Here is a 13,324-nt window from a genome sequence, read left to right as displayed (position 1 = left end):
TACCCAGTACCAAGCAATCGGCGGCTCAAAGAGAATTTTATTAATTTGAATCAAACCGCACAATTATCCCCTATACAAATTTACGACAACCCTATCCCTGGCCGCGAATTCATCCTTAGTCTTTTTAGTAGTTTAAAAAAGCACTTAAATCGCGAACAAATAGCAGATGCACTCGCATTAAACTCTCCTCAAGAAAAAGAAGCCCTCAGAAGACGTTTACGTGCAATGGAACGTGATGGTCAACTGTCATTTCAGCGTAAGGGCTATCAATTAATAGATCCCGAATCCCTTGTTAGCGGCACTATTAGCATTCACCCTGATGGTTTTGGTTTCGTGACCTATAGCGATACTGAAAAAGATTTATTTTTACCCAAAAGCCAACTTAACCATGTGTTTGATGGCGATGTGGTTCAAGTGCTTATTGAGCCTGGGAAAAACGCCAAACGCGCTTACAGTAATTTACTTAAAGTACTGCAACGTAATACCACCCACCTCGTGGGTACCCTTATGCGTGAAGATAAGCGATACTTTTTACTGCCTGATGACATTAAGCTTACGCAAAACATAAACGTTGAGCAAAGCTCATTGCAGCAAGCTAAAGTCGGTCAATATGTGAATGCTAGAATTACCCACTACCCTAACTTTCGTCAAGAGACGCAAGTTGAAATTGTTGACGTATTAGGTAATGCAACTGATGCTGGTATCGAAAGCAAATTAGCCCTTCATCGCCACGGTATTTCAGACCAGTGGGGCAAAACCTTACTTGATAAAGCTCATTCCCATGGTAGTGCGGTCTCACAAGCAGACAAGACACAGCGCACAGATTATCGCAGTTTACCTTTTGTCACCATTGATGGTGCAGATGCGAAGGACTTTGACGACGCGGTTTATTGTGAAAAAAATCAAGCTGGAGATTGGCGCTTATTAGTGGCAATAGCGGATGTGTCGCATTATGTGTTACCCAACGACGTATTGGATATTGAAGCGCAAGAACGCGCCACATCTATCTATCTTCCTGATCAAGTCGTACCTATGCTGCCCGAAACATTGTCCAATGGCCTATGTTCGTTAAATCCACATGAAGACCGCTTGGTTATGGTATGTGAGATGATCATTAGCGCGAAAGGTCTAGTGACCCAAGCCGATTTTAGCGAAGGCTTGATACAGTCTCATGCACGCCTAACATACAATCAAGCCAATGCACTGGTGTTTAAGCCCAACAGTAAGCTTGCCAAAACCGTTTCAGATGTTAGCCCTGCAATTGTGCCGCATATTAACGATTTGCATGCCTTGTTTCAGGTGTTGAGTAAGCAGCGTAAACGGCGCGGGGCCATTGAGTTTGAAACACGAGAACTCGCCCTTACGCTTAATAAACACAAGAATATAACAAGCATTTCACCGGTTAAGCGTAACGACGCTCATCGCATGATAGAAGAATTCATGTTGTGTGCGAATGTTGCTACAGCGCAATTTTTACAACATCATAAAATTCCGAGTTTATTTAGAGTACATGCTGGACCACAGTTAAAAAAACTCACCGCATTACGGGCATTTTTAACTGAAAAGGGCTTAACCCTTGCTGGCGGCGATAGCCCAAGCTCACACCACTATAATGACTTACTTAAAAAAGTGAGCTGTAGAGCTGATGCGAAACTGATCCAAACATTGTTACTGCGTTCACAAAGTCAGGCAGAGTACTCACCCGTTAATCAGGGGCATTTCGGTTTAGCCTACGACGCCTATGCACATTTCACATCGCCCATAAGACGTTACCCCGATTTATTAACTCATCGAGCAATACGTGCAAAATTACGCAGCAGTAAACCTGCCACTGGCTTTAACTGGGTCTTGCGCCAACTTAAACTCGAAACGTTAGCCAGTAAAAGCATAAGTAAATCGGCTTACCCTTATACTGCAAAGGATGTCGAGCTGCTAAGTAGTCATTGCTCTGGGCAATCGCGCTTGGCCGATACTGTTAGCCGAGAAGTTGAAAGTGCGCTGATGTGTAAATATATGCAACCGTTTATAGGTGAGAATTTTGATGCCTCTATATCGGGTATGAACAATGCAGGTTTCTTCGTGACACTAGAAAAAAGTGGCGCGGAAGGCTTAGTACATATTACCAGCTTAAAAGGTGAGACGTTCACATTCGATGGCAATAAGCAGCAAATTAGTAACCAACAGCATACCTATCATATTGGTGATCACGTAAGCGTTGTTTTGAAAAATGTTGATTTACGCAGCCGTAAGATGAGCTTTGTAATGGTATAAAGGATATGCATGTACCCCCAACTAAAATAAACCTGGAGCCGACTGAACAAGTAAATTAGTTCGCAAGTGGGCCTTGGATTCTTGGATTGGATTGGATTGGATTGGATTGGATTGGATTGGATTGAATGTGCAAAAACGCAAAATCACCAGATATAATAGCTCTTTTTTGCTCGCTACAGCTCTTTCATGTTTTGCTGGCCGAATAACCTGTAGAGATAGAAAAGCAAAGCGGCTATGCATGATCCCACAAAGGCAATGCCCATATCTTTTTGCGCATCCCATATATCCCCTTGCGTGCCTAAATACGAATCCCCTTCTGCAGGAAAGAAAATATCTGCAACCAGCCATTCCAAAATTTCATAAAGAGCACTGATTGAAAGTATCAGGGTGATGGGTAAATAGAAGGCAATGCGCGGTGGATATCTTAACCATGCTGAAAAGCACTCTTTCATTGGATAGTAGAGTAAAAAACCGAAACTAAAATGAACGAGACGATCGTATTGGTTTCTAGGCGAATGAAAAATATCCTGAAAATAAAACCCTAAAGGATTCTCGGCATAGGTGTATTTTGAACCATAGACATGCAGACATAAAAATAAACAGAGCAAAAAATAACTCACCTTGCTGAACTTGTATTTTCTGTAGGTAATGATTAAAAATACTAACGAGATGACCGTCAGCGTATTTTCAATAAGCCAATTGGCAACATCGGTGGTACCAATAAGTGAGTTGGCCCATACAGCGGTAAACACGAATGTAAAAAGCAGCATCCAACCCAAATCTGTTGTTTTATCGCTGCCTTTTAACATTTTATCTAACAACCTTATAAGCTTAAGTTAAGCATTTAATATCAACGTGTTAGCTAACAAAAATAACGTTATCTGTTGACCGTATGGCAGTTTGTGCATCCACCTGAAATTTTTCCAGCGAGGTAGTAGCGTGGCTCCGGTAGTGATGCAGCCGTTCGTGCTTTATCAATTTGACTGACAAAGTCTTGCATATAATCTTGCATAAACGGGTGGTTTGCCCCCATTTCTGAGCCTTTTAAACCCGATGCGATTTTGCCGATATTTTTTAGGGCGCTTAATACCTGTTCACGTTGAACATCAGGTTCGCTATTGCTTTGGGGTGATGGCTTATCCAGTGCAATATCGAGTAACGCCATCTGATGAGCCAATCGATTCATATCAGAACTCAAATCCGCCTGTTCGGTATATTTGAAATCAGGGGGGTAAGTCACTTTGCGCAATGATGAATTAAATTCACTACTACACCCTAGCAAAACAACCGTGCTGATCGCCGTAATGAAAGCGATTTTGCTTACCACTATTATTAAGTTATTCATATGTATTGGCTCCTTTTGAAACCACGCAAAACAGCTGACTAAAGGGCTTTTTCTGTTTTTTGGATCATGCCCAATAATTCATCCTTAAGATGAACTCGGCGAACTTTGAGTGATTCGATATAGTCATCTTTAACCGGTGAATTACGGTTTTCCAAATCACGGACTTCACTTTCAACTTCATGATAACTATCAAATAATTTTGCAAAGTGAGCATCGTTCATTTTAAGGTGACGGATGGTATGGTGATGTTCTGGCAAATCTTTTACCAGTGAATGTTTTTCTAGTTCCATTAAGATATCTCTAAGTTGTTAGCGGTTTGATTCATATTAGCCAGTAGCAAGTAAAGCGTATTGATCCTCATCATTGTTTTATCATCTATATTTATTGAGGGTGGTTTACGTCAGCTAAGCGTGAGCCAATAGGAGAGTGGAATATTACGGATGAAGGATATGAAAGGGATAAAGGCTTTTGGCAAGATTAAAGGTTCCATTGCTTACCAATATGCCGTGGATACCAACCGTGCTGTAAACGGATGGTTATAGTTTTATTTTATAATGGTCGCTAATTAGCAAGAACAGGTGTGAGTCATCATCACACCTGTTTGCATAGTGCTAAAACGCACTACCTTCTAAAAACGTGTTAATCAATGTGCAAACTTTTTCAGATTGTTCATCAATAACCCAATGGCCGGCATCTTCTAGCCAAATCAGCGACGCTTTTGGAATGGCATCCGCCAACATTGGCGCATACTTTGGTTTTTGGAAGTGATCCTTGTCTCCCCACAATACTAAAGTTTCATGAGGTAGGGTTTTAAGATCTCCCGCAATGGCTTCGGTATATTCGCTGTTAAGTCGACGCATATTGCGAAATAAAGCCGCTTTACCCTGTTCACTGCTCCACTGGGCCACGTAAAGTTTAATCAGTTCTTCGGTCATAACACTGGAGTCGTATACACCTTTAGGCATAAAATCACGCAATATGCCTACGAATTCTTCGACGCTGGTTTGTTGTTCAACGCCTGGCTCAAGCAAGGGCTCAAACTCAGGTATCGGCCATGAATCAAAACAGACACTGTCGATTAAAACTAAGCGATTAACTTTTTCAGGGTGTTTCACCGCTATCAATTGCGCAACACCGCCACCGATATCGTGGGCCACAATATTTGCTCTAGAAATACCCAACGCATCCATAAATTTTCTGATAATGCGACTTTGAGCATTTATCGATACGTCCGTGTCGACTGGCATATCAGATTCACCAAAATTGAGCAAGTCAGGGGTGATAACTCTGTGATTAGCTGCCAAGGTAGGCATCACATTTCGCCATAAAGATCGATTAGTAGGAATACCATGAATTAATATTAACGGTGATCCCTCCCCCATCTCTTCGTACGCAATCTGATGGCCTTCAATCGTAACGTATTGAGTCATATTCATTTTTACCTCCTAGTCGGTCAAATATGGCAACTGGGTTTGTTACCTATGATGTCTGCAGATAGATGAGTGAACGAAAATAGATGAATTGAGCTAACTTTTACCCCGTATAACACAGCCAATGATATTCTGGCTTAACACGTTAAAGCGCAAAAAAATTCCAAACTCTAGCCATTGCAAACTTATTTATCACACTAGCTAAAGCAAATTTCAGCCCAATTGTCAGGTAAAAACAGACTAACTGAATCCCCAATAATATTTTATTTATCCTTTTAATCGGATCCCCTTACAACAAAGGCCTAACAGATAGATTTAACAATTAAATCTCTTGATGATAAAAAGAAAACGTATATGAATTGCACACAATTACGCACACCATAGGCTGCTGTATTGCGTAGAAATGAAATTAAATCTAATTGAGATGAAATAATTACCCGGTAAATTAATACTCAATAAGCTGATTTAACGTTCCTGATTTTTACTCTGTGATTTGACTCAGGCGAGTGCTGGGGGGATTATGCATTCATCTGAAATAGGGAAATTGACACTATGCTGTTTTACTCTCAAAACTCATCTACTTGGTCTAAATTTAATCGACTAACACTCTTTTTAATCACATTGTTACTTTCATCTTGTGCCACTTTGACACCTGATTTTGAAGAACCTGATTTGCAACTAACCAACTTGCAGATCTTGCCATCACAAGGTTTAGAGCAACGATTTCGACTTAAATTTCGTGTGATCAATCCTAATAATACGGCCTTTCCGATAGAAGGTATCAATTTCAAGTTGAGCTTACGCGGGTTGCAAGTCGCCACGGGAGTGAGTGACAAAAAATTTGTATTACAGCCATTAAGCGAAGATACATTTGAAGTCGATGTCAGCGCCAGCATATTTAATTCTGGGCGGCTACTGCTGGATATTATGAATTCACAACCTGAAGAATTAGCCTACGAAGTAAATGCAAAAATTTTTACCAGTAAAGGGTTATGGGGCAGTATTCCAATTACGCGCAGCGGTATTCTTCCAATTGGATTAAATAAGCGCAGTACAACCACCAAAAGTAACTCACTGTAAAATTGTCTATTTTTCAAACTGTTCTAAGCTTGTAGGGTGTTGCTTTATTCGTTAGGCAGATAATCTGCACTAAACTTAACAAGTCCTATAAGCTTAATTGATACCCTTTATTTTATAAACAACACCCATGTCGTTCACATATTCGAAAGACAGATAAAGCTGTTCAAATTTACCTCTAATAAATTTGTCTTTAACTGTCTCGCTATGTTCGCCGTTCATTCTTGGGTGATGCTATGACTGTTATTGAGCCTATGTAACGCAGTATTAACAGAGCCCCAATTCAGTCTGTTCCATTGCTCCGCTGTCATCCCAGCCCTGTTAATTGTGTTTAGCATTATATAAAAATGACTGGAATACGATCCACGTGAAAGGCAAATTGATTATGAACGTATCTTAAAAAAATTCCCGTGCGATGTGGCTAGCTATCTTAGTCGCATTAATTGGTTCGGTTACGGATGCCAAGGCGCGAACGCCTATTCAGCAAGTACTTTTAGTCGGTGATTCTTGGGAGCTTACTGTAGATGATAAGCGAGATACGTTAATCATACGCGGAGTCAAAGGTAGCCAAGCCAAAAATAGCACCTCGACATTCAATTATCAGATTGTATGGGGTGGCCATAGTGGGATTCTTCGCGAAGTAACTGATAATCAGAATTCAAGCCAGTTTGTAGCGTTAGAACTCACCGACATAAATAACATTTCACAAACATGCCGGGGCTATATGGCCCAAAATACGACTGAGTTTATGGCGGGCAGTTGTGGCAGTAAAAACGCACCCGGCGCTTGGTATGCAGTGCGAAATAACCCAAAGCTTGCTTCAACCATGAATACTAAAGCAAACCAAGAAAGGTGTAATGCCAAAGTAAATAAATGTCAGACGAGAATTGATCGACTGTCCCAGTCTCAGCAAAACCTGAGCAAGCAATACTTAGCCGCTAAAAGCGTTAGAAATCAATGCCAGTCTGCACTTAAGTTATGCTACCAAGAGCAAGCAGATTCTACTTCGCAGACAGTTGCTAATAAATCGTTCTCTTCGTTTAAGAATAAAGTTAACGGAGACTATTACAGTGCAGGGAACAGTAAAGACAAATCTGATACTCAGGTCCAGAGAATCAGTATTCCTGGACGACCACGCTCTGGAAGTGACTTAGAAAATTGGCTGCGACAACATAATGGCGCTTTACTAGGCGTAGCCAAAGGTATTTTGAACAACACTGATCGTAAACGTTTTAATAGTCACGAAAGTCAGATGTGTAACAGCAATATTTATTGTGAAATGGCATTTCGCCAACAAGTCATTAAATGTGCTTTAGGCTTAGGGTGCTAAAAATGCCAGTGATAAGTTTACGTTTATATCGAGTCTTTAGAACACTTCTGATGATGTTATTAGTTATGGCGGCTTCACCGGTATTCGGCGATTCATTTGAACAGAATTCTGAGGCAAAAAGTGTGCTAGATTCGCTCTCTATTCCATCTTCTGCTCCATTGCCAACACAAAATGCTCAACAGAAAAAAGAACACGCTTCTTTGTCATTAACTGACGTTTGGTGTGCAGATATTGATGATAAATCGACCCGCGATGTTTGCTGGCAGTCTTATCAGTCGAGTTTCAACTATTATAAAACCGGCCATGAGCATCGTGCCAAGGTTTTTGCTTGGCAACATTTCTCTGCGCGGATTATTTTTTTCGTCGTTCTCGTGTTAGTAGCAATAGGTATCTACTTTGCTTGGATACAGTTCAAGCTTGATATCAAGCCCGACAATATTAGTGTAGGACAAGAGCATAAGATTGAGCTTTCGACTTCTGGTGTTAAGGTCAGTTCACCGGTTCTTGGAGTGATCATACTGGTGTTATCGTTAGCCTTTTTCTATTTGTATTTAGTATTTGTTTACCCTATCGCAGAGATTTTATAGTTGATAAACACTAGCTAACGAACGATTCACGGAATAAATTTTACTTTCCCCGCACTAACCTTGCCCTTATTCCTAATGCCGTGCAACTGACAGGCATAACATCGATATATTTATGCTAAAATTCGCGCCCTCGCAAATGAATGGGTCCAAAAATGATGTCGTTAAAAAACATAAGCCTAATTTTCCTGATGATATTTGGAATGTTACAGTTTAGTGGTCAGGTTTATGCGCAAGAATCAGCGGAAAAAGTAGTGGCCAGTACCGATGTTGAAGCAACCATGAAATCCATGTCTTTTACCTATCGACAAGCTATGCAAGCAGCTGACCCAAAGGCGATGCACAGTATGGTCGACAAGTTACAGCAATTGGTTAGCTCGGTGCAAGTAGTGCAATTTGAGCCCAAGAGACAAACGATATTGCAACAAGGGCTACAAGAAGTGCAAACACAACTGAATTTGGTCCAACAAAGTCTTGGAGCGAGTGATATCAAAAAGGCGAAACAACAATTGCAAGAAGTGATAGCACTGAAAAAGCAGTATCACAAAGAACGTAGTCCGAGCATATGGCGGCTACTTTTTGGCAGTGAATAATTCACAGCGCACTGCAAAACTGAATTAATACGTTGCTCATTGAAATCTAGACAATGTCTCATGCCGTTTGGCCGAGAAACTTTGTACTTTGTCTTTTATGGCGAACAGTTCTAAGTTTGACTCGGCTTGGCATACCAGCATTCTATAAGCGCTAAAAACACCAAACAACACGTTTCATAAATACTAAACAAGCAAATTTAACCTAATAGATACATCTAAAAAACATATCATTAGCAAAAATTACTAACCGTTACATTTTTATGAAAATCTAAGACCGAGGTCTTATATCGTCTTTACCCCATATCGTTAAAGTCAGCTTCTATTAGTCTTTTTACTCGTTAGATCTCAAAACTTGTTTATGTTTTTTATGCAAACGTATCTTAAGTGGCTGGTCTATCGTGTTAATGATGTTTTCCTAGGAGTATGCATGTTTGCAAAGTCACGTATCGAATGCCCGCAATTACGTAAAAAAATAATGTCAGCTGAGGAAGCGGTATCTTTTATCCATGATAAACAGACCGTTGGAATGAGTGGTTTTACGGGAGCGGGTTACCCCAAGTCGATTCCGGCTGCATTAGTAGAAAAAGCAAAAAGTTTACGTGTATCGAACCAACCTTTTAGAATTAATTTATGGACCGGCGCATCCACAGCACCGGAATTAGATGGGGTACTTGCAGCGATAGATGGTATCAATATGCGTTTACCCTATCAGTCGGATCCCGTTTGTCGTCAGCAAATTAACGACGGATTAATGGATTACGTAGATATTCATCTGTCTGAAGTATCACAGAATGCTTGGTCTGGTTTTTTGGGCAAACTTGATATTGCCGTTATTGAAGTAGCCGCGATACACGCTGACGGGCGCATTATCCCTTCTTCATCTGTCGGTAACAATAAAACGTGGGTAGAGCAAGCTGACATGGTTATCTTAGAAGTAAATGACCAGCAAAGTGTCAAGTTAGAAGGGATGCACGATATATATTATGGCACCGCGTTAGCGCCAAATCGCAAACCCATTTTATTGACCTCACCGTCAGACAGAATTGGCGAAAAATATCTATCAATCCCTATTGAAAAGATAGTCGCGGTTGTTGAAACGTCGGCTCCCGATCGCAATAGTGCGTTTAATCCCCCTGACCAGATATCAAACCAAATCGCCGATCATATTCTTGATTTTTTTAGCCATGAAATTAAAAAAGGCCGACTGCCTAAAGAGTTGTTACCCATACAGTCAGGCGTTGGCAATATACCCAATGCTGTATTAAGTGGCTTAGAGCAAGGTGGTTATAAAAACTTAACGGCATACACCGAGGTTATTCAAGATGGCATGCTCGGTATGCTTAAATCAGGCTCGTTGTCAGTCGTCTCTGCAACGGCATTTTCTTTAAGCCCCCAAGCACTGGATGAATTTAATGAAAATATCGATTTCTATCGCGACAAAATTATATTACGCCAGCAGGATATTAGTAATCACCCAGAGATCGCCAGACGCCTCGGTATTATTGCCATGAACGGTTTAATTGAAGCCGATATATACGGTAATGTGAATTCAACCCACATTATGGGCTCACGTATTATGAATGGTATTGGCGGTTCAGGGGATTTTGCCCGTAATGGCTACTTATCCATTTTTATGACCCCTTCTATTTGTAAGAATGGGGCTATTTCAGCGATTGTGCCTATGGTGTCTCATGTTGATCATACAGAACACGATGTGAAAGTGATTGTGACTGAGCAAGGTTTGGCTGACTTAAGAGGCCTATCACCTCGTCAACGCGCTAAGGTAGTTATCGAAAAATGTGCCCACCCGCTATTTAAAGACCGTTTATATGATTATTTCGATCGTGCATGCGCCAGTAAACGTGGTATGCACACACCGCATATTCTGAACGAGGCGCTAAGCTGGCATCATAACTTTGAAACCAATGGCCAAATGTAATCTAACTAAGCGTCTAAACCAGAGCTTGCCTGCTTGTTAAATAGGTAGGTAAGCCTTGGGATCAACATATCAAAATTATGCTTATTGCTGGTTCTAAACTGTTAGTAATAAGCTTCAATCAATATGCTGGGTCTACCGTCACCTTGAGTATTACCTCTGCATAGTCCTTGTCTCGCATTTACTCGTTGAAATTCATAGCTCTTTGAATCTGAGTATCGCTGCGGCACAATATAGTCGTATATCGAAATATTGAGTCGCAAATATGGCCAAGTCAATATGTGCGGCATGAGTACTGTTTAAGCAATAACCCCAACGCTGAATGCCACGTGCTACAAAAGGTGATTATGGCAAAACCAAATACGAAAGCGCCGTCTAAAAGTGTGGATATTTTTTGCAGCAATTGCCAACACCCACTTTTAAAATATAAAAAAGGCGGGAAAGGTGCCCTAGTAAAATGTTTTAAAGAACGAATTACCAAGGATTTTACGACACACGAAGGTACCTGCCCTCAATGTGAAAAGGTGTTCGCTAGAGACACGCTTATACGCGGTACGCCCGCTTTGAAAATGATAGGCGGCAAGGTTTGGTTTAAATAGGCCAATATAAATTGGCCTATTTGGGTACTTTGCAATGCCTTCAATCAACCACCATTAGGGCGCGATATTCGTCATAGGCGTACTGATCTGTCATACCGCTAATATAATCTTGCAACAACCGACAACGATAATAAAACTCCAACTCTTCGCTAGCATCATTTTGAATTGCATGTATATAGGCTCTGAGATGCTTGTTCGGTAACTTTTTGACTAACCGCCTTTCAAACAGCGGCGCATTTCTATCTTGTTGGTAGACCAGCGTGAATTGTTTTTTGCTCAACTTGAGTAACGGTTGGTAGCAATCTAATAAGCCATTAATTATTTTGTAGCCTTGAAGCTCCCTGGCCTCGACTTCTTTGTTACAAAAGGCATATTTTAGGGCGACTTTCTTAAAGGCCTCAGACAACGCATGTGCAGCGCTTTTATCTTCCAATAAAGCCTGATTAAATGAACCGTGAAAAATGTCATTAATATTAGCGATAAATCGCTCGACAGCATGTCCCACTAAAGGATGGAGTACGCCAACCCTAAGTGAAATGAAAAACTGACTTTCTTTGGATATATCATCAGCCTCAGATGCCTTAAAGGCTTTTGAGGTTAGGGTTTCCATTAATCCGGGGTTGTTGTCCAATGCAAATTCATTATGTATGCTTGAAAATTCAGCACACAAAGATTTACCGAGCTTTTCAATATCGAGTATGCCTTTTTCTACCGCATCTTCTAAATCTGCAATACAGTAAGAAATATCGTCTGCAGCTTCCATGATATAAGAAGCGGGATGGCGATGACCCACCTCCATCTTGAGAGTTTCACAAAGCGTTTCGACATATTGTTTTTCGCTATAATAAAAACCCACTTTCTTCTGCAGGTAGCTAAGTGCCTGTCCTTTATCCGGCTTCGTATCAGTACCACAGCGAGTATATTTGAGTATTCCAGCAACCTGACTATAGGTGAGATTCAACTGCAGCAATGTATGAATAAGTCTAATGGCCTGTGCGTTGCCTTCAAAATTACATATATCACGTTGTAATGCTGGGTTTAAGCTAAGAGTCTGATCTTCTGACGTTGGTAAGCTGCTTGCTAGATTTTTAGTAAACCAATCATTAATCGCTTGCTCACCAAAATGTCCAAAGGGCGGATTACCCACGTCGTGCATTAGACACGCCATTTCAACGACGCTTTCTAAGTGTCGCTCGAAGTCAATTAGATTATATTCAACTTGCTTCTTAGCATCTAACTTATTGAAAATACTTTGCACTATAAATCGTCCGACCTGCTGGACCTCTAATGAGTGCGTTAAGCGACTTCGCACGGCTGCGTTACGCTCTAAGGGAAATACCTGTGTTTTTTGCTGAAGCCTTCTTACCGCGGCTGAATTGATAATACGGCCACGATCACTTTCAAAATCAAACAGTAACGATTTAGTTGATTCTCTTTTTCTCGTATTGTGAAGTCGGTCACTTGTTAGCTTTATAGAAAAGTCGATCATAGATGTGTCTTGTAATAGCAGGGAGTCAAACAGTACAACAGGAAATGACGGGATAGCAATTCTTTATTCTAAATAAAACAAGGAGTTAAAGAGCTCTCAATGCCACGCGTTTTAATTTTTTAGTAGTTCATGGCTTTATAAAAAATCGGTGATACTGGCAAATAGCCCTGTAAAATAATAGCGTTCTCTAAAAACAGTACAGCTAGTTTTGCTTCACATACTTCGGTTTAATCAATTCAATTTCACCTGAATTTTGCATGCTGATCAGCACTTTATTGAGTGTCGGTAGAATATTTCTATTTTTTTATGTAGATAGGAGTAAAAATGGTGACGTTCAATCGCTGGCTGTAACATTACAATGTCTTTTTTTTGCCTCACTTTATTGTTTAGTGCAAAAAGTCGCTCTGTCCCTACCGCGACATCTATTTTGTCAGCAATAATTAACCCAAGTACTTGATCAAGATTGACCAGAGGGTAAATGGATATCTCGTATTTTTTCGCTGCTCGCTCGATATACTGGAGGCCTTTTCTGTAACCTATAACATAATCATGGGGAATACTTTGCCAGCCATTTACCTTGAATTCCTTCCCCGCCTTAACATATAAATACACATCATGAGAGAAACACGAAACGGCTACCGGGATGAGGCTAGAATACTTAGCGTCCAAT

12 protein-coding genes are annotated in these 13,324 nt (G+C 40.6%); 7 read left to right on the top strand and 5 right to left on the bottom strand.

The genetic code is table 11. From position 1 onward, the window contains the following. Positions 1-45 precede the first annotated feature (45 nt). Positions 46-2,271 (top strand): ribonuclease R, encoded by a 2,226-nt coding sequence (gene rnr, locus GQS54_RS01075; protein WP_166422159.1) that lies wholly within the window; start codon positions 46-48, stop codon positions 2,269-2,271. 173 nt (positions 2,272-2,444) lie between these two features. On the opposite strand, the gene GQS54_RS01070 is transcribed toward rnr, so the two are convergent. From GQS54_RS01070 to GQS54_RS01055, 4 genes are all read right to left on the bottom strand, one after another. Then, on the bottom strand, positions 2,445-3,080 hold the full coding sequence (locus tag GQS54_RS01070; RefSeq protein ID WP_166422158.1) for a DUF2238 domain-containing protein: 636 nt from the start codon (positions 3,078-3,080) through the stop codon (positions 2,445-2,447). A gap of 68 nt (positions 3,081-3,148) precedes the next feature. Further along, positions 3,149-3,616 carry a hypothetical protein gene (locus GQS54_RS01065; RefSeq protein ID WP_166422157.1) on the bottom strand — a complete coding sequence of 156 codons (468 nt, stop codon included), beginning with the start codon at positions 3,614-3,616 and terminating at the stop codon, positions 3,149-3,151. A 38-nt stretch (positions 3,617-3,654) separates the two neighbouring features. Further along, on the bottom strand, positions 3,655-3,906 hold the full coding sequence (locus GQS54_RS01060; protein WP_166422156.1) for a DUF465 domain-containing protein: 252 nt from the start codon (positions 3,904-3,906) through the stop codon (positions 3,655-3,657). A gap of 321 nt (positions 3,907-4,227) precedes the next feature. Next, positions 4,228-5,052, bottom strand: a complete 825-nt coding sequence (locus GQS54_RS01055; RefSeq protein WP_166422155.1) for an alpha/beta hydrolase — start codon at positions 5,050-5,052, stop codon at positions 4,228-4,230. 546 nt (positions 5,053-5,598) lie between these two features. Here GQS54_RS01055 and GQS54_RS01050 point away from each other — a divergent pair. The 6 genes from GQS54_RS01050 (at position 5,599) to GQS54_RS23155 (ending at position 11,165) form a co-directional block, all read left to right on the top strand. After that, on the top strand, positions 5,599-6,126 hold the full coding sequence (locus GQS54_RS01050) for an LEA type 2 family protein (protein ID WP_166422154.1): 528 nt from the start codon (positions 5,599-5,601) through the stop codon (positions 6,124-6,126). 412 nt (positions 6,127-6,538) lie between these two features. Next, on the top strand, positions 6,539-7,453 hold the full coding sequence (locus GQS54_RS01045; protein ID WP_166422153.1) for a hypothetical protein: 915 nt from the start codon (positions 6,539-6,541) through the stop codon (positions 7,451-7,453). Between the two features lie 2 nt (positions 7,454-7,455). Beyond that, complete coding sequence (locus tag GQS54_RS01040; protein ID WP_166422152.1) at positions 7,456-8,040, top strand: hypothetical protein; 585 nt, start codon at positions 7,456-7,458, stop codon at positions 8,038-8,040. Between the two features lie 200 nt (positions 8,041-8,240). Continuing rightward, positions 8,241-8,630, top strand: coding sequence for a cytochrome b562 (locus tag GQS54_RS01035; protein ID WP_240919789.1), 390 nt, complete (start codon positions 8,241-8,243; stop codon positions 8,628-8,630). A gap of 427 nt (positions 8,631-9,057) precedes the next feature. After that, positions 9,058-10,569 carry an acetyl-CoA hydrolase/transferase family protein gene (locus GQS54_RS01030; protein ID WP_166422150.1) on the top strand — a complete coding sequence of 504 codons (1,512 nt, stop codon included), beginning with the start codon at positions 9,058-9,060 and terminating at the stop codon, positions 10,567-10,569. A gap of 344 nt (positions 10,570-10,913) precedes the next feature. Continuing rightward, a complete protein-coding gene (locus GQS54_RS23155; RefSeq protein WP_166422149.1) occupies positions 10,914-11,165 on the top strand; it encodes a hypothetical protein in 252 nt (83 codons plus the stop codon). Positions 11,166-11,205: 40 nt separating this feature from the next. Here GQS54_RS23155 and dgt read toward each other — a convergent pair whose 3' ends face one another. After that, positions 11,206-12,654: a dGTPase gene (gene dgt, locus GQS54_RS01020; RefSeq protein WP_166422148.1), complete on the bottom strand. Its 1,449-nt coding sequence runs from the start codon at positions 12,652-12,654 to the stop codon at positions 11,206-11,208. Between the last annotated feature and the right edge of the window lie 670 nt (positions 12,655-13,324).

The organism is Paraglaciecola sp. 20A4 (assembly GCF_011378905.1).
Lineage (GTDB): Bacteria > Pseudomonadota > Gammaproteobacteria > Enterobacterales > Alteromonadaceae > Paraglaciecola.
The sequence above is the reverse complement of the archived record's forward strand: the minus strand, read 5'-3'. Positions and strand labels throughout refer to the sequence as shown.

What these genes read in the sequence shown, in the direction of transcription:
- GQS54_RS01070 (WP_166422158.1), bottom strand. Translation starts at nt 3,080, where the DNA reads ATGTTAAAAGGCAGCGATAAAACAACAGATTTGGGTTGGATGCTGCTT.
- GQS54_RS01065 (WP_166422157.1), bottom strand. Translation starts at nt 3,616, where the DNA reads ATGAATAACTTAATAATAGTGGTAAGCAAAATCGCTTTCATTACGGCG.
- GQS54_RS01060 (WP_166422156.1), bottom strand. Translation starts at nt 3,906, where the DNA reads ATGGAACTAGAAAAACATTCACTGGTAAAAGATTTGCCAGAACATCAC.
- GQS54_RS01055 (WP_166422155.1), bottom strand. Translation starts at nt 5,052, where the DNA reads ATGAATATGACTCAATACGTTACGATTGAAGGCCATCAGATTGCGTAC.
- GQS54_RS01050 (WP_166422154.1), top strand. Translation starts at nt 5,599, where the DNA reads ATGCTGTTTTACTCTCAAAACTCATCTACTTGGTCTAAATTTAATCGA.
- GQS54_RS01045 (WP_166422153.1), top strand. Translation starts at nt 6,539, where the DNA reads ATGTGGCTAGCTATCTTAGTCGCATTAATTGGTTCGGTTACGGATGCC.
- GQS54_RS01040 (WP_166422152.1), top strand. Translation starts at nt 7,456, where the DNA reads ATGCCAGTGATAAGTTTACGTTTATATCGAGTCTTTAGAACACTTCTG.
- GQS54_RS01035 (WP_240919789.1), top strand. Translation starts at nt 8,241, where the DNA reads ATGTTACAGTTTAGTGGTCAGGTTTATGCGCAAGAATCAGCGGAAAAA.
- GQS54_RS01030 (WP_166422150.1), top strand. Translation starts at nt 9,058, where the DNA reads ATGTTTGCAAAGTCACGTATCGAATGCCCGCAATTACGTAAAAAAATA.
- GQS54_RS23155 (WP_166422149.1), top strand. Translation starts at nt 10,914, where the DNA reads ATGGCAAAACCAAATACGAAAGCGCCGTCTAAAAGTGTGGATATTTTT.
- dgt (WP_166422148.1), bottom strand. Translation starts at nt 12,654, where the DNA reads ATGATCGACTTTTCTATAAAGCTAACAAGTGACCGACTTCACAATACG.